The organism is Paenibacillus sp. FSL H8-0048, assembly GCF_038002825.1.
Classification (GTDB): Bacteria; Bacillota; Bacilli; order Paenibacillales; family Paenibacillaceae; genus Paenibacillus_AQ.
Map to the genome: position 1 here is coordinate 6,791,475 of NZ_JBBODF010000001.1, position 20,604 is coordinate 6,812,078.

Consider the following 20,604-nt stretch of genomic DNA (forward strand, 5'->3'; position numbering starts at 1 on the left):
GCAGACCGAGCTGTTGACCCATGAAGCCGAGACAGATGTGCTGACCGGTCTGATGAACCGCAGGTCCCTGGAGCATACGATCAGCCAGCGGATGAGCTCAGGCGTTCCCTTTTCACTGGTGCTGCTGGATATCGATAAGTTCAAGCTGGTCAATGATACTTACGGGCATAACCTGGGCGATGAAGTTCTGAAGCATGTCGTCCGGGTCATTGTAACCTCGCTTCGCCCGGATGATGTCTGTTACCGCTATGGCGGGGAGGAATTCGTTATTCTGCTGGCCCGGACTACGCCTGCGGAAGCCTTCAGCGCTGCTGAGCGAATCCGTCTTGCTGTCGAGCGGAGCCAGGCGCCGATTGCAGCGCAGCTTACAATTTCACAGGGGATTGCCCACTATCCATCGCATGCCGCCGACCTTACGGGACTGCTCGGGAAGGCGGATCAGGCCTTGTATCTGGCGAAGAGCAGAGGGCGGAACCAGTCGGTGATTACGGAGTCTTAGCCGAATTACTTTGAATTGTGATTATCGCGCTTTGAGTGCTTTTGCGTTATAATCGAGAAAAATTTCCTGAAGGTGGAGCATTGTGAGAATTGGTACCAAAAGATTACGCCTTCAGACGACCATCACTCTGATGATCTGCCTGATCGTTGTGCTGGTGCTGCTGATTGTGTATATGATGTTCGGCATGAGATTCTCCGAAGAGGCCCGGGCTTCTCTGGAGAATAAGGCCATCACTATTGCCCGTACGGTCTCCCGTACGCCGGGAGTGGTGGACGGGCTGCTTGCGGAGCCGGCTTCCGGCAGTATACAGCAATATGCAACGGATATCAGTGCTATCAATGATGTGCAATTCGTGGTGGTGATGGACATGCTGGGGATTCGCCGTTCCCATCCCGACCCGTCCCTGATTGGCAGGCACTTCATGGGCGGGGATGAGACGGAGGCGCTGCACGGCAAGGAGACCATATCCGTGGCAGAAGGCTCACTCGGTTATTCTGTGAGAGCGTTCTCACCGATCTTTGCCGCTGACGGCAAGCAGGTTGGAGCAGTAGCTGTAGGCATATCGCTGGGCAGCGTCCGTTCCGCCGTACAGCAGAACCGCTGGATTATCTACTCGGGCATCCTGGTCGGCGGGCTGATGGGGATATTCGGTGCCATCCTGCTCGCCCGCAAAATCAAGCGGATGATGTTCGGCATGGAGCCGGGAGAAATCGCCAAATTGCTGGAGGAGCGCAGCGCTATGCTGCAATCGACCAAGGAGGGTATTCTCGCCGTCGATAAGGAATCGCGGATTACCCTTGTGAATGCCGAGGCCCGGAGACTGATGGGCAGCGTTGGCTTGAACCAGGAACCGTTAGGCAAGCAGGCCGGGCAGTTCTGGCCGCTGCTGCGGATGGAGAAGGTGCTGGAGACCGGAGAGGCCTTGCAGGACAAGGAAGTGGAGCAGAGCGGCATCACGCTGCTGGTGAATGTGGTCCCGGTCCGGGTGAATGGAATTATCGAAGGCGCCATTGCTACGTTCCGGGACAAGACTGAGATCAGTATTCTGATGGAGCGGCTCTCCGGCATCTCCCTGTACGCCGAGGCGCTGCGTGCCCAGACCCATGAATTCATGAACAAGCTTCATGTCATTATGGGACTGAATACGATGCGCAGATACGACCGGCTTGAGGAATATCTCACGGATATTGTGCAGAGCATCCAGACAGAGGCGGACTCGGTCGTCCGGCAGGTCAAAGACCCGGTGATGGTCGGCTTCCTGCTCGGCAAGCTCAGCAGAATCAGGGAAGCCGATGTGCGGCTGGTGATCCGGGATGAAGGTATGCTGCCTGAAGCAGCAGATCATGAGGTAGCGCGGGAACTGGTCACCATTGCAGGTAACCTGCTGGACAATGCGCTGGAAGTGCTCCAAGGCGCGGACAATAAGCAGATCGAGATTGGATTCCGGCATAAGGACAACCAGCTTACTCTTAAGGTTAGTGATAATGGGACAGGTATATCTGCGGAGAATGGAGCCCATTTGTTTGAACAAGGCTATTCGACCAAAGGCGGCGACCGGGGAGTAGGGCTGTATCTGGTGCGGCGAAGTGTAGATAAGCTGGGCGGAACGATTACGTACGACAGCCGGGAAGGGGAAGGCACCGAATTTACGGTGCAGATCCCGTATAGGGCGAAGAGTTAAGATAATGAATGAAGCATGTGAGAATGATGAAGAGTAAAGATAATGAATGAATAGTGAAGATAATGAATGAAAAGGGTGGAAAGCCCATGAAGAGTGGTGATCAGCCATTATGATCAAAGTACTTATTGTTGAAGATGATCCCATGGTGTCAGAGATGAACAAGTTCTATGTGCAGCAGGTGGAGGGCTTCCGAGCCGATGGCTGGGCCAGCTCGGCGGAAGAAGTGCTGAGTATGCTGGAGAAGCAGGCCTATGACCTGATCCTGCTGGATATTTACATGAAGGAGAGCAACGGGCTGGAGCTGCTGTCCGAGATCCGGCGCAGGGGCGTGAAGATCGATGTTATCGTAATCTCGGCGGCGAGCGACAAGGAGAGCATTCAGGAAGCGCTGCAGAACGGGGCGGTGGACTACTTGATCAAGCCGTTCGAATTCTCCAGGCTCCGGGCCGCATTGAACGGATACCGGGAGCAGAACAAGCTGTTCCGCAGCCAGGAGCGGCTGAACCAGTCGGAGCTGGACAGGCTGTCCCGGTTCAAGCAGGAACGGACGACCTCGCAGGAGCTGGCGAAGGGCTTCACCCGCCAGACGTTACAGACCATCTGGCGTGCTGTGGAGGCCTGCGGCAGCGAGCTGTTCTCCGCTGAGGATATCTCGGCGGTATCCGGCATCTCCCGCGTCTCCGCCGGCAAATACCTGATCGGTCTGACCGAGATGGGCGTGCTGGAGATGGACCTCGTCTACGGCAGCATCGGCCGTCCGGTGCAGAAATACCGGCTCGCTCCGAACGGTAAGGGATTGATTACTAAGTATATTTGAGGTGTAACTAACTAATTCTGGAGCTCCTGCCGCGCAACCTGCGGCGGAGCTTTTTGAGTTGCGCAGGCAGCGGAAGCGGGCTGGGGGCTGGAAAGGGATAAATCCCTTTGAATTAGCCAAAAGTAGGCTGGGGGCTGGAATGAAAGGGATAAATCCCTTTGAATTAGCCAAAAGTTGGCTGGATGCTGAAAAGAAAGGGATAAATCCCTTTGAATCTCCACAGCCCCCTAAAGAAGTTGGAGTCCTCCCCCACAAAAATGTAGACTAGAAACAGGAGGAGGATGAACGGTATGGGACACTTAACAGGAACAAGAGAGAAAGCCGCGCAAGAGGTGTTGTCTGGCATTAAGGCAGCGGTGGTTGCCCGAAAGTATGGGGTGACCCCATCGACGGTGAATCAGTGGGTGAGAGATTACCGCGAAGCCCATGGGGAACAAGAGCATCCGTATCCCCAGGAGCAGGTGGAGGAATTGAAGCGCCTCCTGGACGTGGAGCAGAAATACGAGAAGGCGGTCAGGATCCTCGGCGAAAAGGAGCTAGAGATCGAAATTCTGCGTGAACTGCTAAAAAAGCCAACCCCTGCTTATCCGAAAAAATCGAGGTAGCCGACATGTTCATTAAGCAGGGGAATACCGCAGCGTTGGTACTCCGTCTCGTGGGGCTCGCAGAGTCTACGTATTACGACCGTAAGAAACGCAAGAAGCAGGAGGCACAGGCCGTACCTCAGGGACGCGGAAGACCCGTACCCGGCTACTCCCTGACCGAGTCTGGAGAGAAGATTAGCGACGAGGAAATCCAGGAATGGCTGCTGGAATTAATCGCTGGAGAAGAGCATGTGTACGGATACAAACTGCTGGCCAAGTGCTTGTGGAACCAGCGCGGGCTGAGGCTCAATCACAAGAAAAGCTACCGGCTGTGCCAGGCGCTGGATATCCTGCAGCCGCAGCGCCACAAACGCTTTAAGCATCCCCGGAAGCTGCCGGAGAACCGGGTCATTACCGGAGCAGGCCAGCTCTGGCAGATGGACATTAAGTATGGGTACGTGGCGGGCCGGGACCGGCATTTCTTTGTCCTGAGCATTATCGATGTGTTTAGCCGTGTCATCGTCGGCTACCACCGCGGAGCGTCATGTGAGGCCAAGCACGCCTGCCAGACGCTGGGACGCGCCATGGAGCAACACTGCGCCCCTGGCAGCGCACGCCCGGTGATCCGTACCGACAACGGCCCACAGTTCGTCAGCCACCTGTTTGGCGACATGTGTGAAAGCTGGGAAATGACCCATGAACGCATTCCGCCTCGAACGCCAGATTTAAATGCTTTTATTGAATCGTTCCACAGCAATATCGACCGGGATTTGTTCCGAAAAGAGGCCTTCGACACCTTCGAAGAGGCCTATGAAGCCGTGGACCGGTACATGGACTTTTACAACAATCGCAGAATGCATACGAGCCTTCGGAACATGCCGCCAGCTACCTTTGCGGAGTGGGTCCTGACTCTAGAAGACCGCTCCCGCTTCTTCTGGCCGAGAGAAAAAGCGAAATAAAGAGCATAGCTACGACAAGTACCGATTTGATACGGAGGACTCCGGGATAAGGGGGTCGCACCGGAATTAGTCAAAAGTTGGCTGGATGCTGAAAAGAAAGGGATAAATCCCTTTGAATTAGTCAAAAGTTGGCTGGATGCTGAAATGAAAGGGATAAATCCCTTTGAATTAGCCAAAAGTTGGCTGGATGCTGAAAAGAAAGGGATAAATCCCTTTGAATTAGCCAAAAGTAGGCTGGATGCTGAAAAGAAAGGGATATATCCCTTTGAATTAGCCAAAAGTGGGCGGTAGGCGAAAATGAAAGGGATAAATCCCTTTCAGCCCCGGTGAAAGTCAGCGGTAAGCGCAAATGAGGAGCACAAGTGCACCTGAATTAGTCAAAAGTCAGCGGTAAGCGCAAATGAGGAGCACAAGTGCACCTGAATTAGCCAAAAGTCAGCGGTAAGCGCAAATGAGGAGCACAAGTGCACCTGAACTAATCAGACTACGTATTAAGCTCCCATACTAACTAATGTTACCTGCCTTCCCATGATACTACCAGGCTCTGACCCGCCGGAACTCCACCATACTTCCTCCCCAGCACCTATAATCAAATTCGACCATGTAGAGTACTCTAATACTCACCGTCAATCCCCCCGCCCTCACTCCTACTTCACTCCTGATAGCGCTTACTTTAATAATTTACAAAACCCCTTTATTACTTTCATAAAAACAAAAGCGCTTTCAAAGCAGCTATGATGAATTTGTAAAAGAGTTAAGGAGGTAAGGTTAACATGCAAAAAGCAATTCAACCCCCACTTTCGGTACCGGAACAGCAGCCTGTTGTACTGAAGCAAGGAGAACAGGGTTTCGTACAGAAGGTTCTGCATTTAAAGGTAGGCGTTATTCCGCTCCCGCTCTACGTGGTATTTGCACTCATTATTTTTGCGGCTTCTGTGCTTGGTGAACTGCCAAACGACATGATCGGCGGCTTTGCAGTAATTATTGTACTGGGGGTGCTGCTCAGTGATCTGGGCTTCAAGCTTCCGATTCTCAAGAATATCGGCGGTCCGGCAATTCTTTCGTTAATGATTCCATCGTTCATGGTATTCTGGAATGTGCTTGATCCTTCGGTGCTCGAATCGGTCAACACGCTGATGAAGACATCGAACTTCCTCTACCTGTACATCTCAATTCTGGTAGCCGGAAGTATTACCGGGATGAACCGCACTACGCTGATTAACGGTTTCATTCGTATCTTCATTCCGATGATGGCCGGAACGATTGCCGCAGTCGCTGCGGGGATGGGAGTAGGGATGCTGCTCGGCTATAGCGCACACCGGACGTTGTTCTACATCGTTGTGCCAATTATAGGCGGCGGCGTCGGGGAAGGTATTCTCCCGCTGTCCATCGCGTTCTCGCAGATCCTCGGCGGGGAATCCGGCTCCTATGTAGCCCAGATGATTCCGGCGGCGGTGATCGGCAACGTGTTTGCGATTATCGGAGCGGGCCTGCTCAAGCGGATGGCTGACAAAAATCCGTCCATCACCGGTAACGGTGTACTCGTGAAGGCGAAGGACGGCCAGAAGCTGGCCGGCAGCACGTATGACAGCCTGAAGCCGGACTTCCTGCTGATGGGCGCGGGACTGCTGTTCGCCTGCGGATTGTTCATCACCGGACACCTGCTGTCGCCGTTCGTCGGCATTCCGGGTCCGATCCTGATGATCTTCGCAGCTGCACTGCTGAAGATTTCCAAGCTGCTGCCTGCCAAAATTGAGCAGGGTGCTTATCAGCTCTATAAGCTGGTTTCCGGCACGTTGACCTGGCCGCTGATGGTCGGCCTCGGGATGCTGTACATTCCGCTGAAGGATGTCGCCGCCCTGATCTCGCTTCCTTATATTATTGTCTGCGCTACCGTTATCGTAGCGATGACGATCACCGGCTATTTTACCGGCAAATGGGTCAATATGTATCCGGTTGAAGCGGCCATTGTTACCGGCTGCCGCGGCGGCCTTGGCGGAACCGGCGATGTAGCGATTCTGTCAGCCTCCGGACGCATGGAACTGATGCCGTTCGCACAGATCTCCACCCGGATCGGCGGTGCGATTACAGTAGTTGTGGCCACGCTGCTCATCGCGGTATGGGGCGGCTGAGCAGGGTGCTCAATCAGCAAAAGAGACGCCTGAATCACATGAAATCGCATCCAAACGTGTCTAAATCATGGACAATTTGCGGATGTCAGCTTTTGTATTGCCAATCTATTCATTATCGCGGAGAATGACTACAGGAGCATATGAAATGCATAGTTGACGGAGCTGCAACCGGGTCTGGAAAGGTTCGGATACAGGAAGCTCCGCTATATATAGAAAGATCCGAGAAAGATGCAACCAATGGTTAACCAGTTGAATGGAGGAGTTAATATGGAACTATTAGAAGAAATTATGCTGCTACATAAAGGCGGTAAGCTTGAAACTACCCTGAAGCATCCGATTCTGTGCAAAGACGACCTGTCCAAAGTCTATACGCCGGGTGTGGCGAAGGTCTGTCAGGCGATTGCCGACGATCAGTCCCAGGCTTACGAGCTAACCACGAAGAAGAATACCGTAGCTGTCGTATCCGATGGCACAGCTGTACTGGGGCTTGGCGATATCGGGCCGAAGGCGGCCATGCCGGTTATGGAAGGTAAGGCAGCGCTGTTCAAGCAGTTCGCGGACGTAGACGCCGTGCCGATCTGCCTGGACACCAAGAATACCGAAGAGATTATTGCGATTGTAAAAGCACTTGCCCCGACGTTCGGCGGCATTAACCTGGAGGACATTTCCTCTCCGCGCTGCTTCGAGATTGAAGCCAGACTAAGAGCGGAGCTGGACATTCCGGTATTCCATGATGATCAGCATGGTACGGCAATTGTCGTAACTGCCGGATTGCTGAACGCACTCAAGGTATGCGGCAAGGATATCAAGGATGTCAAAATCGTAGTCAACGGCATCGGTGCAGCAGGCATCTCCGTCTCCAAAATGCTGCTGCATGCCGGAGCGGTGAACCTGATCGGCGTGGACCGGGAGGGCGCGATTAACCGGCTGGCGGATTATGAGCGCAGCCATTGGAGCGATTTTGCCCAGATTACGAACCCTTATCTGGAAATCGGAAGTCTGTCCGATGTGATCAAAGGCGCGGATGTCTTCATCGGAGTCTCTGCACCGGATGTGCTGAAGCTGGAAGATGTGCTGAACATGGCCGCAGACCCGATTGTGTTCGCCATGGCGAACCCGATGCCGGAGATTGATCCTGCGATTGCCGCGCCGCATGTAAGAGTTATGGCGACCGGCCGTTCCGACTATCCGAACCAGATTAACAATGTGCTGTGCTTCCCTGGGATATTCAGAGGGGCGCTGGATTGTGAAGCTACGGATATTAATGAAGACATGAAGCTGGCGGCTGCAGAGGCGATCTCCTCCGTCATTGACCCGTCTGAGCTGCATGAGAAATATATCATCCCGGATGCCTTCGACCCGCGTGTAGTAGAGAGAATCCGCATGGCTGTAGCTGAAGCGGCAGCTAAGAGCGGTGTAGCCCGCAAGAACCTGCTGGTCGGCATTAACTGATTCCTATATTAATGAAGATACACAAACGGCAAGCTCGTCAGATGAGCTTGCCGTTTTCTTTGCAAGCTGGAGGTGTTGCTCAGGAAGTGTGCTACTGTAGGCGAGAGAGCCGCTTGGCGCTGGTTATGATCTCGGAATTTGGGGTAATGAACGGGAGATTCAGGGCCGGATATGGAAGCAGCCGGTTGTACATAAATCTGATATCGGAGGGAACAAGATGAGTGAGCAAGAAGTGGAAGCCATCGGCTGGGATGCGATAGAGGAACAGATGACAGGGCTATACGGACAACAGGAACCGAAGCATTATGCTGCAATGCTGCCCTATAGTCTGGGGGGCAATGACCCGCTGAACGGAATCAGCGCCTATGCAGCGGAGCAGCCATACCCGCATTGGCATTTCGTAACCTTCGGCTTCTCCGAGCTGTATGAGAAGGAGTCTGAAGACCTTGAATACAGCGGCTACGGCTTCGAGCTGACCTTCCGTCTGGCGCGTAGCAGCAGCGAGCAGGAGCCTCCAGCCTGGGCGATCAATCTGCTGCAGAACATGGCCAGATATGTATTCTCCAGCGGCAATATCTTTGCTTCCGGCCATCATCTGGATGCCAATGGCCCGATATGCCTCGGGGCTGATACCCGGCTGACGGCGCTGGCGTTCACTGATGACCCGGAGCTTCCGGCTGTGGATACGCCGAACGGCCGTGTGGAATTCCTGCAGATGGTAGGAATCACAGCGGACGAGCTGGAAGCGATGATGTCCTGGAATACCAATGCCTTCCTGGAGGCCAGTCAGGAGGTGCTCCCTCTCTATATCACCGAGCTTGCCCGGGATTCGCTGCTTCGGCTCTCTACCATCCAGGAAGCGGTGCGTCAGGGCACCCGGCGTGACGGATCACAGACGGGCATTCTGTATGTAGATGAACTGGATTATGAGCCCGGCACAAGCCGTCTGTTCGGCACAGCACCTGCTGTCCTGACCATAGGCGCAAGGCAGGCACCGACTATAGCCAAGCTGCTGCGCGGCCGTCTGCTGAAGGGGAAGCCGCTGACCCTGACCAGCAAGAAGCTGCAGGTGATGCTGGAGCGCAGACCCGATAACGATAGTGTGGTCAACGAGGAGTTTGTGAGCCTCGGCTTGACGGAAGAGGCGGTCCTGGAGCTGGAGGAGAAGCTTCAGCCCAAGGAAGGGGAGCTCCGGCTGTCTGCCGCCAAAGCATTGAAGGTGCAGATCCGCAAGACCTACATCAAAGACCAGGAAGGGAATGTGGTCCAAACTATCGGATAATCAGAGCCAAGGCCTGAAGTCTGGATAATGTATGCGTACAACCGAATAGAATGGGCTGGTATAGCGGTATACGGCCTGAATGTATATGAAAAACAGCATACATTGTGTTCGAAAGCAGGCGCATGGCTAAAATGTATATGGAAAACAGCATACATTGTGCTTGCAAGCAGGCGCATGGCTAGAATGTATATGGAAAACAGCATACATTGTGTTCGAAAGCAGGCACACAGCTTGAATGTATATCAAAAACAGCATACATTGTGTTCGCGCAAAGGTAATCTTATTCATCCGTTAGGATGATTTTTAAAATGCTTCAAATTATCCTTCTATTTCTCGCCGAAACGTTACCGCCCTTTAAAAGGATGGTACCGTTTCCACTTGTCATCATTCTAACGGATAGACAGCCTGAAGACCCAATCTTTAGCTTATCTTTAGACTTGGTTTAGTCTGAATTAAGAATCCCCGGCTATATTTAAGTGAATAAGACACGCTGCTTAAAATATAAGAACGGGAGTCCACTATGGCCAAATTGAATTTGTTTATCCGCGTGTGTATTGCCGTGCTGCTGGTGCTGGGCATTATCTATGTCAGCTCACTGGTAGACTTTATTTTTACCCCCATTATCTCGTTGTTCAAGGTTGTGATGGTGCCGTTAATGCTCGCCGTCTTCTTCTATTATCTGCTTCGGCCCCTGATTGACTTCCTGTCCTCCCGCAAAATGAAGCGGACGCTGGCGATCCTGCTGGTCTATCTGGTGATTGCTATGCTGTTACTGGGCTTCACGGTAGGGGTCTGGCCTTCGCTGCAAAGTCAGCTGCTGAACCTGGTCAACAATATGCCGGGTGTGCTGAGGGCAGTAGGGGAGCAGCTGAGCAAGCTGGAGAACACTGAATTGCTGTCGGGACTGCTTCCTGAGAATATGAACCTGTCCAGCCAATTGATAGGCTATTTGAATACAGGCTTCTCACTGGCAACGGGCTATGTGACCGGGCTGTTCTCCTTTGTCTCTAATTTTGCGATTGTGCTGTTCACCTTTCCGATCCTGCTGTTCTACATGCTGAAGGAGGGCGGGAAGTTCGGCGATAAGGTCGTAAGCTTCTTCCCCAAACGTTATCATGAGGAAGGCGCAGGGGTGGTTGCCGAGATTGACAACGTGATGGGGAGCTTCATCGTCGGCAGAGTGCTGGTCAATCTGGCGCTGGGCGTGCTCATGTACATCGGGTTCCTGATTATCGGCCTGCCGTATGCGCTGCTGCTGACGCTGGTGGCGGTGCTGATGAACTTCATCCCGTTTATCGGAGCGATTCTGTCTACTGTGCCGATCTTCATCATCGGTCTGATCGAGTCCCCGTCTACGGCAATCTGGTCGATTGTGGTCGTGCTCGTTGCACAGCAGATCCAAGACAACCTGGTGGCCCCTTATATCTTCGGCAAAAGCATGGATATCCACCCGCTTACCACCATCATTCTCGTCCTGGCAGGCGGCGATTTCGGCGGAATCATCGGTATCCTGGTTATTATTCCGGTCTATATGATGCTCAAAATCATCATCATCAAGCTCTACCAGCTGTTCCTCCGCAAGCGCTGGGACGAGGAGCCGGAGCCGGCAGCGCCTATGGGACCGTTGGAGCAGGTGCCCGGGGGGACGGTGTCTTCTGCGGAAGCGGGGGAGTAGGTGGAAAAAGTACACCTAATCTGCCCAATTCTAAGGATTCGCCGAAAGTCGGCCCCAGTAAGTGTTGTTTATCCAACTAATCTCTGAAAGTGTGTCTGTAGCGCGAAATTAGATGGACTAAATCCACTTGCTTCACACGTTGCGTTCTGAGCTGTGCGTATATATCCGATACAACCGCATACTGATCTGAACCCCAAAAAAGGTCTATCCCAAAAGCCATCATATGGCTGGGATAGGCCTTCTTCAATTAGAATCACCATGAGGAGTAGGGTGGCCGCTCTGTGTTCTGACCAGCATGAGGCTTCAGCCGCAAAGCTGCCACGCACTACTCGAGCTGTCAAGCTCTACCCGCTGCTATTCCCGCATCAAAAACGCCCGCGTCCGCTCCAGCTTCGGACTGCCGAAGATTTCCTCCGGCGTGCCGGATTCGGCAATGTCCCCGTTGTCCATAAAGAAGACGCGGTCCGCGACATCGCGGGCGAAGCTCATCTCATGGGTAACGATCATCATCGTCATGTTCTCCTCGGCCAGCTGGCGGATGACGCGCAGCACCTCGCCGGTCAATTCAGGATCAAGCGCCGAGGTCGGCTCATCGAACAGGAGAATGTCCGGGCTGAGCATCATTGCCCGGGCAATAGCAACCCGCTGCTTCTGCCCGCCTGACAGCGTGGAGGGGTAGACGTCTGCTTTGTCAGAGAGGCCAACCTTGGCGAGCAGCTCCCGGCTCTTGGCCGTGATCTGCTGCACACGCTCCCGCTTCAGCGTGCGCGGGGCAAGCTCCAGGTTGTCCCGCACACTGAGATGCGGAAACAGATTGAAATGCTGGAACACCATCCCCATGCTTGAGGTGATGTCTCTGATCGACGCCGTACTGGCGTAGCGCCCGTTCTCAACGAGCGTTTTGCCGCAGATCGAGATGCTGCCGCCGGTGACCTCCTCCAGATGCACAAGACTGCGCAGCATGGTGCTTTTACCGGAGCCCGAGGGCCCGATCACCGCAACGACTTCGCCGGGCTTCACGTCAAAGCTTATCTGGTTCAGCACACTGAGGCTGCCGAAGTCCTTCTTCAATTGCCGTACTTCAATCATGCTACTCATAGCCATACAGCCCTTCTACTCAAATTTGAAACGTTTCTCCAGCAGCTTGAAGAACAAGGTCAGCACCAGGGTCATCAGCAGATAAATGACGCCCGCTACGACAAAAGGCGTGACCGTGAAATCACGGTTCACCGCCGTCTTGGCGAAATTCAGCAGCTCCGGCACCGCTACGGCATACAGCAGAGCGGTATCCTTGACCAGCGTAATGGACTCATTGGCAACCGCAGGCAGTGCCACGCGGAACATCTGAGCAAGAATGACCTTGCGCAGTGTCTGCCACCGGCTAAGCCCCAGAACCTTGGCCGCCTCATGCTGGCCTTTATCGATCGAGAGCAGCCCGCCCCGGAAAATCTCGGCGAAATAAGCGCCGTAATTCAGGATAAAGCCCAGGCTGGCCGCTACAAAACGGTCCATGACCAGATATTCCCCGATCACGGGAATCTGCGGCAGGCCAAAGCAGAAGAAGAACAATTGCAGCAAGAGCGGCGTTCCGCGCATGACGTAAATATAAGCATGTGCGATCCAGGCCAGCGGCTTTAACGTGCTTTTGGCCATCAGCGTAACCACCATCCCGAGCGGAATGGACAGCACGATTACGATCAGGAACAGCAGCACCGTAGTCCGGGCGCCTTCCAGCATCGGTCCGGAAATTCTAATAATATAATCGATATCCATGTCTACACCCGGCTCCTAAACGATAGCATCTAGTTCAATACCTTATTCTCTCCGAACCACTTGGTGGAAATCCCGGCGGCTGTTCCGTCACTGCCCAGTTCATCCAGCGCCTTCTGCAGCTCATCGAGCAGAGCTTCATTACCCTTCTTGATACCAATGCCATATTGCTCAGGGGCCAGCGATTCTTCCATCAGCTTGTACGTATCCGGCTCCTTGGCTATGTAATATCTGGCAACCACCTCATCGATGACCACCCCGTCCAGACGGCCCGACTTCAGGTCGGTCAGTGCCAGTACATTGTCGGTGAATTCAGACACGCCGCCAAGCTCGGCCTTGATCGGATTCGCATCCAGGGCATCGGCGGCAGAGGAGAGGCTCTGAAGTCCGATTTCCTTACCGGCCAGATCCTGAAGCTTCGCAAGTGCTGAATCCGCCAGCACAACGACCACCTGACTGTTCTCCAGATAAGGCTTCGTGAATAACACCTTGTCCTTGCGCTCATCCGTGATGGTGTATCCGTTCCAGATCATATCGATCCGTCCGCTGTTCAGCTCAGACTCCTTGGCGGACCAGTCAATCGGCTGGAAGGTAACCTCCCGGCCCATCTTCGCGGCAGCCGCCTTCGCATAATCGATATCAAAGCCTACAATCTCATTGTTATCATCCCGGAAGCCCATCGGGGCGAACTTATCGTCGATGCCGATCACCAGCTTCCCGTCCTTACCGCCTGAACTGGAGCAGCCAGTGACCACTGCAAGCGCCATAATTACAAGTAGAACCCATATTCCCTGTCTCTTCATCTCTCTAATCCCCCTAGTAGATTGCCTGCCGCATCCGATTGCTTTAGTTCGTTAATACGTTATCAGTGTATCATGATAACATATCATGTGAGTTCATGTCGATAGAGTTGAGAGAGTTAAGAGGGGCAGATGTGTCCAAAATAAATCTAACTCCTCCATCTGCGAGCTGAGCGTGTTCACATGTGCTTGGCCGTCCGTTTGAACGACCAAACCGTCTCCCTCCCGGCAGGCCGGAATGAAGACGGTTTCAGATTACAGCTATATGCGTTAAGCCTCAGGCTGCTGTATTTAAGCCAGTTTTCTTACTTTTCCACCTTTAATATTGCGTGTTGCCCGATTGACTGGTCTTGCCTGAGGCAAAGCCCTTGAATAAGGCAGGCACACTGCGGTAGCGGGTATTGGTGATTTTGGCGGCGCTGCTGCTGCTGTCTGTGCGGAAGATGGAATCCTTGACGTTCGAGATATCAGAGTTATCCAGAGTGAAGTTCACCGTGAACGAAGTTCCGCCGTTCTGGCGGGCCAGCTTACCGATGTCATTCGCTTTGAAATTCTTGATGTTGATCGTGCCTGCGGCGTTGATCTGGAATACTTTATCGTAGGCTTTGTACGCACCTCCGCCTGTAATATTGACGGTGCCGGAGGCCTTCAGGGTCAGGGCATCCTCGCCGACATCCTGCCAGGTTACATTGGAGATGGTAGCGTTACCGTAACAGTGCACCCCGTCTGCGCCGGGAGCGCCGATAATTACATTTTTGAGTGTGGCATTCTTCTCCAGCCGGAAGATAGGCTTCTGGTTCTCTGCCTGACTGCCGTCTCCAAGCGTACTCGGATTGGCGACAAATGTCTGGCCGCTGCCGTCATACGTCTGTCCGGCCGGTACGACAATCGTCGAGTTCACCACAATGGGCGTTGCGGCAGATACCTCGGGGGGACTGGCAACATAGAACGAAGACAACAGTGCAACCGACAGGAGCAAGCCAACTACCTTTTTCAAAAACATTCCGCCCTTCAACTCTAGAATTAGGTCCGGCGTACCGGTCCTTTGCGGGCAAACCAGCCAGATGTGCACCTCTGACAGCACCCGATATCTAGCCTATTCAGAACACGTGTGCATAGAACAAAATCCTTTTAATGAAAAAAATTTACATATTTCAGACACAATTAGGTAAGGGTTGCAAGCTGAGAGATAAAGGATAACAATAGTAGAATAGTAGAGCACAGAAACGGAGGAATTGAGAATGACTGAGGAAGAGCTTGACGCAATGTGGGAGGAGCAAATGCAACAGGAGAAAGAAGAGAAGGTGAAGAAGTACAGCATTCTGAACACCTTGGCGCTGCAAGGGCAGACCGTATTGGCGGGCTCTTCGCTGATGGAGTTTTTTCCGGTGAATGAACTGCAGCAGACGCTGGAGAAGCGGACGGTCATCTATAACCGCGGAATTGCGGGCTATGTGACCCGGGAATTGCTTGAAGCGCTGGAGGTATGTGTGCTAGAGCTTGCGCCTTCGCGGCTGTTCATTAATATCGGCACGAACGACATCAGTTCAGCGGACGGGGAGTATGAGCTCGGGAAGCTGCTTGCGAATTACAATGAGATCTTGACCCGGATCGGGGAACGGCTGCCGGAGTGCAAGGTGTATGTCATGGCCTATTACCCGGTGAATGCCAAGGCTGAATTCCCCGGAATGGATGAGGAGCTGCGGGCGAACTACTTCAGAACGAGAACCAATGCGGCGCTGCTCGAAGCGAACCGGGCCGTGGAGGAGCTCGCGGTGAAGCACGGCTATGAGTTCATTAATGTGAATGAGGGACTGATGGACGCCGAAGGGAATCTGAAGGAAGAGTATACGATGGACGGCGTTCATATGTATGCTAACGGGTATGCGGTGGTGCTGAATAATCTTAAGGGGTATTTGTAAAAAGGGAAGAGCAGACGGGCACCTCCCGTCTGCTCTTTCATGCTCCCTCCCTCAAATCAACTCCCGCCGCCGCTTCAAATACACGTACAGTACGATGCCCGACAGGGAGCAGACGGCAGCGCATAAGCCGATGAAGCCGTACCCCGCCTGGAGTCCGCGCAGCAGGCCGAGCTCAGTGGTGGAGCCGTAAAATGCTTTGACGGCTTCAATCACCCAGCCGATAATGTAATTGCCGATGACGCTGCCGAGGCCCATCAGGGTCACGACGAAGGTAATGGCGGTGTCGCTTCCGTTCGGGTACCGGCGGGCGATGAAGGCCATAACGGTGGGATAGATAATAGCAATCCCGGCCCCGGATAATGCGAACAGGAAGGCGAGACGTTCCCCGCCCGCCAAGGCGGCGAAGGTACAGACCGCCGAGAAGCAGGAGAAGATGATCAGCGAGAGGACGAAGCCGATCCGGTCCGTCAGTGCGCCGAGCACGAGCCGCCCGAGAGAGAATACAAGGAAGAAAGCAGAGAGCAGGCCGGAAGCCCGGATGGTGTCCCAGGCATAGGCTTTTTCCAGAAAGTTAACCAGCCAGCCGCCCACGGCCAGCTCCGAGACCACGCCGAAGGACAGGATCATCACCATCATCCAGAGTGCAGGATCACGCGTCAGAGTGCGGAAGGAGGTGCGGTCCTCCTGCGGAAGATCATCTCCGGGATACGTGCTGCGCAGCGCCGAGAGAATTGGCAGCAGACAGAGCGATAGCATGACCAGATACATCCCCCGCCAGTCCAGCAGATGTCCGAACACGCTCATCGACATGACTCCGGTAGCGAGCAGCGGCGCCACGGTGGAGCTTAATCCATAGAAGAAGTGGGATAAGTTCATCATGAACCCGGTGTTTTTGACGAAAATACGTGCCCCCAGAATTGCTAGTCCGATCTCCAGCATCCCGTTCCCGATATACATCAGGAAGTAAGAGGAGGCGAACAGCGGATAGCTGTGTGACAGGTAGATCAGCACCCCCGAGAGGACCATGGAAGCGAATGAAATCATAGTGACGGCCTTGATGCCCCATTTGCGGACAAGCACAGCGGTGAAGGAGCAGGCGATCAGATAGCCCAGCGCGTTCAGCGAGAGCAGGGTGCCGAGCTGGCCTTCATCCAGATTGAACGACAGCTGAATCCGCGGAATGGCGGGCCCTTTAATATTCTCTGAGATGCCAAAGACGACAAAGCCCAGAAAGATTGTCACGAGCTGCATGATATAGACGGTGTTACGTTTGTTGCCTGGTACGCTGGCGGAATTGCCGGATTGAGCTTTCACAGTAAATAGCCTCCTGGATGATAATAAAATAGATTTGTCTTACTTTCGTTCAACCAGGTGGAACCGGTAATTCAGGCTTTCCGTGGTTGTGGTAATCAGTCCGCTCATGTACTCCTGCCGGGTATCCCGCTGAATCATAAGCTCAGGCATATGTTCGGGCGGAATAATGTCCAGGCATCCGCTGCGCAGATCCTCCAGCATCTCCGGCAAGATATTATCGCCTGTGATAACAATGGTGGCCGGGTTGATGATGCTGATGATCGACACCAGTGCATGTACGGCCAGCTTGCGGGGATCGCCTGCACCCTGGAGCAGCCGGAGCTGTTCTTCTCGGGGGATACCGTAAGGCAGGTAAGAGACCTCGCCGCTAAAAAAGCTGTTGCCGTTAAGCAAACGTCCGTTCACCATGAAGCCGGCCCCCGGGTAATGATTCTTGGGGAAGGTCAGCACGGCAAAATGACTCTCTTCGTCCAGGAGAAGCTTCTGATACAAGCCGTACACCGTCAGATTCATATCATTCTCAATGATGATCGCTACCTCTTCATAGCGTTCCTTCAGGAAAAGTCCGAGCGGCTGCTCTGCAAGCGCAGGGACATCGCAAATCCCTATGCGGTCCTGCTGGATTACCCCCGGAATGCCGATGCCGATGGCCTGCACATTCGGATGGGCCGCAATAATCTCATCCAGCCAGTCCCCAAGGGTATCTGGAGTAATCTCGTCACATTCCTTAACAGTTTCCTCTATGATTTCACCGTTCAGATTGGCAAGCGCACAGGTAATGGATTGCCGGCCGCCCTCCGCACGCACAATCATACAGATGATAGAAGAGTAATCTGCATTGAACTGATATTTCCTTGCCGGTCTGCCGCCGCTGGATTCCTCCCAATCCAGTTCCAGAATTTCACCCGTCTGGACCAATTCATTCAGGATGGTGCCGCAGGTAGCCACACTTAGCCGTGTCTGACCTGCGACCGAAGCTTTGGTGCCGGTGCCGGAGGTGCGCAGCGCATTTTTCACTAGCTCTACATTTATTCTCTTGATCAGTTGTGTATTATGAGACGGCTGGGCCATAGCGGATTTTCCCTCCGGGATAATTTTATCGAGGTTATTAAAAGAGTTGTAATAAGTGTATTGTAGTCAGTTTACAGTGAAAGGGCAAGAGCTAATTATTTCGTCGTATAACGCATAAAAAGCTCATATTGGCAGGGTTCTCTGACTTCCCTGCCAATACGAACCTTAATTATGATTTAGTGAAATCCAACTGCATTTTTACGTGATACTTAGGCTCAGGAGATTTTGACGATAGTGATCATTGCATAATTTGGAGTTCTTCCGTCATAAGTGCCGCTTAGCATCGTAACACTGACATTGCCGCCATTGCTAACGGCAATTTTGTCGTTAGCGTTCAATGAGAAAATATCTAACATGGTAACAGAACCAGAGGAGCTTGCATATGCGATTGACCTACTTACAGGTGAGGGTACAGGCCCACTCATCAACTCAAATACTCCGTCCGAACCACTTGCAACAAAAACAGTACACGTTACTTGATAAACCCCATTTGCAGTAACTGTAAAATCTTTTGATGTGGCATCCCATGTAATACCAAGAGATTGAGCGGGTGCGACGAAATTTATTTTTTCATTTGAAGCAAGAATAACGGCTGCAGTAGGAGAATCTGCAAAGCTAACGGCATAAGCTGTTGAAAGGGTGCCAGTAGCCCCGGTGACTCCTGTGACACCAGTGAGTCCAGTGACGCCTGTAAGTCCGGTGAAGCCGGTAAGTCCAGTGACGCCTGTAAGTCCAGTCACACCCGTGAGTCCGGTTATGCCTGTCATTCCAGTGATGCCAGTAGGCCCGGTATGGCCTATAGCCCCTGCCCCTGAGCCTGCTGGTCCTGTTGATCCTTGTGGACCTGTTGATCCGGTAGGACCCGTTGCGCCTGCTCCGGTAGGTCCAGTGGTTCCAGGAGGACCTTGCTCTCCCATAGGTCCTGTCGCTCCAGTAGCTCCTTTCTCTCCGCCGTTATGATTTCCAAGCAGTTCTTCAGATACCAAGCGGTGTGCGCTTACCAGTTGACCTGTGCTATTCTTGCCCCATACCGATATTTGAACAGGTTCATTCATATCAATAAGATGATCAGGTGTAACAAATATAAATTCAAAACCATTAAAATCAGCGTAATAATCCTTCGTGATGACTTGATTCTCTGCAATAGAGAGTACTTCATTAACATACATAATCCTTGTTTCCGCGTTTAGATAATAACCCTGAATGGATATTGAGGAAGCCGGGTCAACGCTGTGGTTAACGATTTTAACAGTAACCTGCTGAGTGGGCCTCATCCCGTTAACCGGGCTATTTTCGATCGGTCCTGTTGATAAAATGGCCATTCCTTCATCCCTTCCTGTCATTATATTTGAAATTAATATATGAATATTCAGACTTCATGGTTTGGTGCGGAGTTAGTATCAGAATCTGCTCCAACCAAGCATATGGATAAAAAAAAGAGACATCTTCCGAAGTGACCAAGCTTCCGGAGTTGTCTCTTTTTGTTCATTGTTGTAAGGTTGGCACCTACGCGAGTGTATCAGGAGGCTAATGACATCGTCCCTAGTTAACGTAACCGTAGGGCTGATGTCAGGAGTATTGGGATTCGACCTATGCTTATCCAATATTCTCTAATTTCCTGTAAAAGAGGCACCGGAATCGGAATACTAACGCAGCTCGCCCGGTGTCCTCAGCTTGACCTGCTTGAACACCCGGTTGAAGGTGCGGATATTGGTGAAGCCGCATTCCAGCGCGATATCCAGAATGCTTTTGTCGGTACCCAGCAGCAGCCGTTCTGCCTGGTTGACGCGGATGCTGTTCAGGTACGCCACGTAGCTCATGCCTGTGATGCTTTTGAAGAAGCGGGAGAAGTAAAACAGGCTCATATTGGCATGCCGGGCGGCATCGGCCAGGGTGATAGGGTGCATGTAATGGACATCCAGGTATTCCAGCACCTCTTGCATAATCTTCATATTCGTAATGCGCCGCTTATCCTTATGCGGATTCACGATATCCAGCGGCATCTGCCGCAGAATCAGCGCACACAGCTCATGCAGCAGACCGGTCACCAGCTGTTCATGATGCGGGGGCTTCTCCAGATACTCCTCCAGCAGCTCCTGCATAATTGCAGGCAGACGGGGGTTACCTTGTTCAGAAGGAGACTTGCCCTGGTCCAGAAAAGGAGACATCAGCCGCTTATTCAGGGGCCAGCCTGCCGGATATCCGATCAGGGAAGGATTGAAAATAATCATCAGCAGCTTGGACTCGCTGTTCTTGCTGTCATAATAATGGATATCTCCGCTGCTGCATACGGCCAGATCCCCGGCGGTCAGCACCCGTGTCTCGGAGTTGATCCCCATTCTTATCGAACCCTCCAGACAATAGACAATCTCCAGATCATTGTGCCAGTGGGCCAGGAAATTAATGTTCCGGCTAACAAAGGCCGTGAAGGGAAACGCATAGCCGTACGTCCGGTTCTCGTGAAACGCTCTCATGGTTACTCCTGTTCTCATCCTCCCGGCGGTTCGTCAGGAAGCGGTTTCAGTAATTAGATGCTTGCCACATCATGCAGTCTTAAATTTAGCAAAAATTGACCATTCCCACAAGCAAAATGACGAGCAGGAACGGCTGCAATGGATTACAATTTCTTCAGGAAGACCTGATCTT

The 20,604-nt window shown here is 52.8% G+C and carries 19 protein-coding genes; 11 read left to right on the top strand and 8 right to left on the bottom strand.

Annotated elements, in window-relative coordinates; translation table 11 throughout:
* Positions 1–13: 13 nt before the first annotated feature.
* The 10 genes from NSU18_RS29420 (at position 14) to NSU18_RS29465 (ending at position 11,081) form a co-directional block, all read left to right on the top strand.
* The gene (locus NSU18_RS29420; protein WP_341017815.1) at positions 14–499 is read left to right on the top strand and encodes a GGDEF domain-containing protein; all 486 of its coding nucleotides are present in this window, start codon (positions 14–16) and stop codon (positions 497–499) included.
* An 82-nt stretch (positions 500–581) separates the two neighbouring features.
* A complete protein-coding gene (gene dcuS / locus NSU18_RS29425; RefSeq protein WP_341150732.1) occupies positions 582–2,180 on the top strand; it encodes a DcuS/MalK family sensor histidine kinase in 1,599 nt (532 codons plus the stop codon).
* Positions 2,181–2,289: 109 nt separating this feature from the next.
* The gene (locus tag NSU18_RS29430; RefSeq protein ID WP_341150733.1) at positions 2,290–2,997 is read left to right on the top strand and encodes a response regulator; all 708 of its coding nucleotides are present in this window, start codon (positions 2,290–2,292) and stop codon (positions 2,995–2,997) included.
* Between the two features lie 290 nt (positions 2,998–3,287).
* Positions 3,288–3,602, top strand: a complete 315-nt coding sequence (locus NSU18_RS29435; protein ID WP_341147862.1) for a helix-turn-helix domain-containing protein — start codon at positions 3,288–3,290, stop codon at positions 3,600–3,602.
* Between the two features lie 5 nt (positions 3,603–3,607).
* Positions 3,608–4,540 carry an IS3 family transposase gene (locus NSU18_RS29440; RefSeq protein ID WP_341150734.1) on the top strand — a complete coding sequence of 311 codons (933 nt, stop codon included), beginning with the start codon at positions 3,608–3,610 and terminating at the stop codon, positions 4,538–4,540.
* Positions 4,541–4,684: 144 nt separating this feature from the next.
* On the top strand, positions 4,685–4,831 hold the full coding sequence (locus NSU18_RS29445; RefSeq protein WP_341150735.1) for a hypothetical protein: 147 nt from the start codon (positions 4,685–4,687) through the stop codon (positions 4,829–4,831).
* 482 nt (positions 4,832–5,313) lie between these two features.
* A complete protein-coding gene (locus NSU18_RS29450; RefSeq protein ID WP_341150736.1) occupies positions 5,314–6,672 on the top strand; it encodes a 2-hydroxycarboxylate transporter family protein in 1,359 nt (452 codons plus the stop codon).
* A 267-nt stretch (positions 6,673–6,939) separates the two neighbouring features.
* On the top strand, positions 6,940–8,124 hold the full coding sequence (locus NSU18_RS29455; protein ID WP_341017820.1) for an NAD(P)-dependent malic enzyme: 1,185 nt from the start codon (positions 6,940–6,942) through the stop codon (positions 8,122–8,124).
* A gap of 217 nt (positions 8,125–8,341) precedes the next feature.
* Positions 8,342–9,406: a suppressor of fused domain protein gene (locus tag NSU18_RS29460; RefSeq protein WP_341150737.1), complete on the top strand. Its 1,065-nt coding sequence runs from the start codon at positions 8,342–8,344 to the stop codon at positions 9,404–9,406.
* 520 nt (positions 9,407–9,926) lie between these two features.
* On the top strand, positions 9,927–11,081 hold the full coding sequence (locus NSU18_RS29465) for an AI-2E family transporter (protein WP_341017825.1): 1,155 nt from the start codon (positions 9,927–9,929) through the stop codon (positions 11,079–11,081).
* A 354-nt stretch (positions 11,082–11,435) separates the two neighbouring features.
* Here the strand turns inward: NSU18_RS29465 and NSU18_RS29470 are convergent, their stop codons facing one another.
* From NSU18_RS29470 to NSU18_RS29485, 4 genes are all read right to left on the bottom strand, one after another.
* Positions 11,436–12,179 carry an amino acid ABC transporter ATP-binding protein gene (locus tag NSU18_RS29470; RefSeq protein WP_341018645.1) on the bottom strand — a complete coding sequence of 248 codons (744 nt, stop codon included), beginning with the start codon at positions 12,177–12,179 and terminating at the stop codon, positions 11,436–11,438.
* Positions 12,180–12,194: 15 nt separating this feature from the next.
* The gene (locus NSU18_RS29475) at positions 12,195–12,854 is read right to left on the bottom strand and encodes an amino acid ABC transporter permease (protein ID WP_036731532.1); all 660 of its coding nucleotides are present in this window, start codon (positions 12,852–12,854) and stop codon (positions 12,195–12,197) included.
* Positions 12,855–12,883: 29 nt separating this feature from the next.
* A complete protein-coding gene (locus NSU18_RS29480; protein ID WP_341150738.1) occupies positions 12,884–13,654 on the bottom strand; it encodes an amino acid ABC transporter substrate-binding protein in 771 nt (256 codons plus the stop codon).
* A gap of 316 nt (positions 13,655–13,970) precedes the next feature.
* The gene (locus NSU18_RS29485; protein WP_341017827.1) at positions 13,971–14,654 is read right to left on the bottom strand and encodes a pectate lyase; all 684 of its coding nucleotides are present in this window, start codon (positions 14,652–14,654) and stop codon (positions 13,971–13,973) included.
* 238 nt (positions 14,655–14,892) lie between these two features.
* Between NSU18_RS29485 and NSU18_RS29490 the strand changes: the two genes are divergently transcribed.
* Positions 14,893–15,573: a GDSL-type esterase/lipase family protein gene (locus NSU18_RS29490; RefSeq protein WP_341150739.1), complete on the top strand. Its 681-nt coding sequence runs from the start codon at positions 14,893–14,895 to the stop codon at positions 15,571–15,573.
* A 51-nt stretch (positions 15,574–15,624) separates the two neighbouring features.
* Here the strand turns inward: NSU18_RS29490 and NSU18_RS29495 are convergent, their stop codons facing one another.
* The 4 genes from NSU18_RS29495 to NSU18_RS29510 form a co-directional block, all read right to left on the bottom strand.
* Positions 15,625–16,824 (bottom strand): MFS transporter, encoded by a 1,200-nt coding sequence (locus NSU18_RS29495; protein ID WP_341151117.1) that lies wholly within the window; start codon positions 16,822–16,824, stop codon positions 15,625–15,627.
* A 102-nt stretch (positions 16,825–16,926) separates the two neighbouring features.
* Positions 16,927–17,958, bottom strand: coding sequence for an ROK family protein (locus NSU18_RS29500; protein ID WP_341150740.1), 1,032 nt, complete (start codon positions 17,956–17,958; stop codon positions 16,927–16,929).
* A gap of 215 nt (positions 17,959–18,173) precedes the next feature.
* The gene (locus NSU18_RS29505; RefSeq protein WP_341150741.1) at positions 18,174–19,280 is read right to left on the bottom strand and encodes a hypothetical protein; all 1,107 of its coding nucleotides are present in this window, start codon (positions 19,278–19,280) and stop codon (positions 18,174–18,176) included.
* Positions 19,281–19,604: 324 nt separating this feature from the next.
* Positions 19,605–20,450, bottom strand: coding sequence for an AraC family transcriptional regulator (locus tag NSU18_RS29510; protein ID WP_341150742.1), 846 nt, complete (start codon positions 20,448–20,450; stop codon positions 19,605–19,607).
* Positions 20,451–20,604 lie beyond the last annotated feature (154 nt).